The following is a 1,348-nucleotide window of genomic DNA, read 5'->3' as shown; positions in this document are numbered from 1 at the left end:
GCGTCGGCCCTGGCCGCGTTCCCGGCCTGGCGCGACACCTCGCAGGCGAAGCGCCAGACCATCCTGTTCAACTTCCGTGAGTTGCTCAACGCCCGCAAGGGCGAGCTGGCCGACATCCTCACCGCCGAACACGGCAAGGTGACCGCGGATGCGCTCGGCGAGATCCAGCGGGGACTGGAGGTCGTCGAGTTCGCGCTCGGCATGCCGCACCTGATCAAGGGCGACTACTCCGAGAACGTGTCGACCGGCGTTGACGTGTACACGCTGCGCCAGGCGCTGGGCGTGGTGGGCATCATCAGCCCGTTCAACTTCCCGGCGATGGTGCCGCTGTGGTATTTCCCGATCGCGATCGCGGCCGGTAACACGGTCGTGCTCAAGCCCAGCGAGAAGGACCCGTCGGCGTCGAACTGGATGGCCGAGCTGTTCACCGAGGCTGGCCTGCCGGCCGGGGTGCTGAACGTTGTGCACGGCGATAAGGAGGCCGTCGACGCGTTGCTGGTGAACCCGGCCGTGCAGGCGATCTCGTTCGTCGGCTCCACGCCGATCGCGAAGTACATCTACGAGACCGCGGCGCTCCACGGCAAGCGGGTCCAGGCGCTCGGCGGTGCGAAGAACCACATGCTGGTGCTGCCCGACGCCGACCTCGACCTCGCCGCGGATGCCGCGGTGAACGCGGGGTTCGGCTCCGCGGGGGAGCGTTGCATGGCGATCAGTGTCATCGTCGCGGTCGAGCCCGTCGCGGACGAGTTGATCGCGAAGATCACCGAGCGGATGTCGGGGCTCAAGGTCGGCGACGGGATGCGCGGCTGTGACATGGGCCCGCTGATCACGAAGGTGCACCGCGACAAGGTCGCCTCCTACATCGACATCGCCGCGGCGGACGGGGCCGAGGTCGTCGTCGACGGGCGCGGCATCGAGGTCGACGGCGACGCATCCGGTTTCTGGCTGGGCCCGACCCTGTTCGACAAGGTCGGCACGGACTCGGCCGTGTACCAGGACGAGATCTTCGGCCCGGTGCTCTCGATCGTGCGGGTGGGCACGTACACCGAGGGGCTCGACCTGATCAACAGCAGCCAGTACGGTAACGGCACGGCGATCTTCACCAATGACGGCGGAGCGGCCCGCCGTTTCCAGAACGAGGTGCAGGCCGGAATGGTGGGCATCAACGTGCCGATCCCGGTGCCGGTGGCGTACCACTCGTTCGGTGGCTGGAAGAACTCGTTGTTCGGCGACGCGAAGGCCTACGGCCCCGCCGGGATCGCGTTCTACACGCGGGAGAAGGCCGTGACCAGCCGCTGGCTCGACCCGAGCCACGGCGGCATCAACCTGGGCTTCCCGCAGCACGACT

At 67.9% G+C, this 1,348-nt stretch carries 1 protein-coding gene; it reads left to right on the top strand.

The features are described 5' to 3' along the window. Positions 1-1,348, top strand: a 1,348-nt coding sequence (locus E3O23_RS16255; protein WP_134492844.1) for a CoA-acylating methylmalonate-semialdehyde dehydrogenase, incomplete at both ends; no start/stop codon positions are given.

The sequence above is a fragment of the Cryobacterium tagatosivorans genome (assembly GCF_004402215.1).
GTDB classification, from domain to species: domain Bacteria; phylum Actinomycetota; class Actinomycetes; order Actinomycetales; family Microbacteriaceae; genus Cryobacterium; species Cryobacterium tagatosivorans.
The sequence above is the reverse complement of the archived record's forward strand: the minus strand, read 5'-3'. Positions and strand labels throughout refer to the sequence as shown.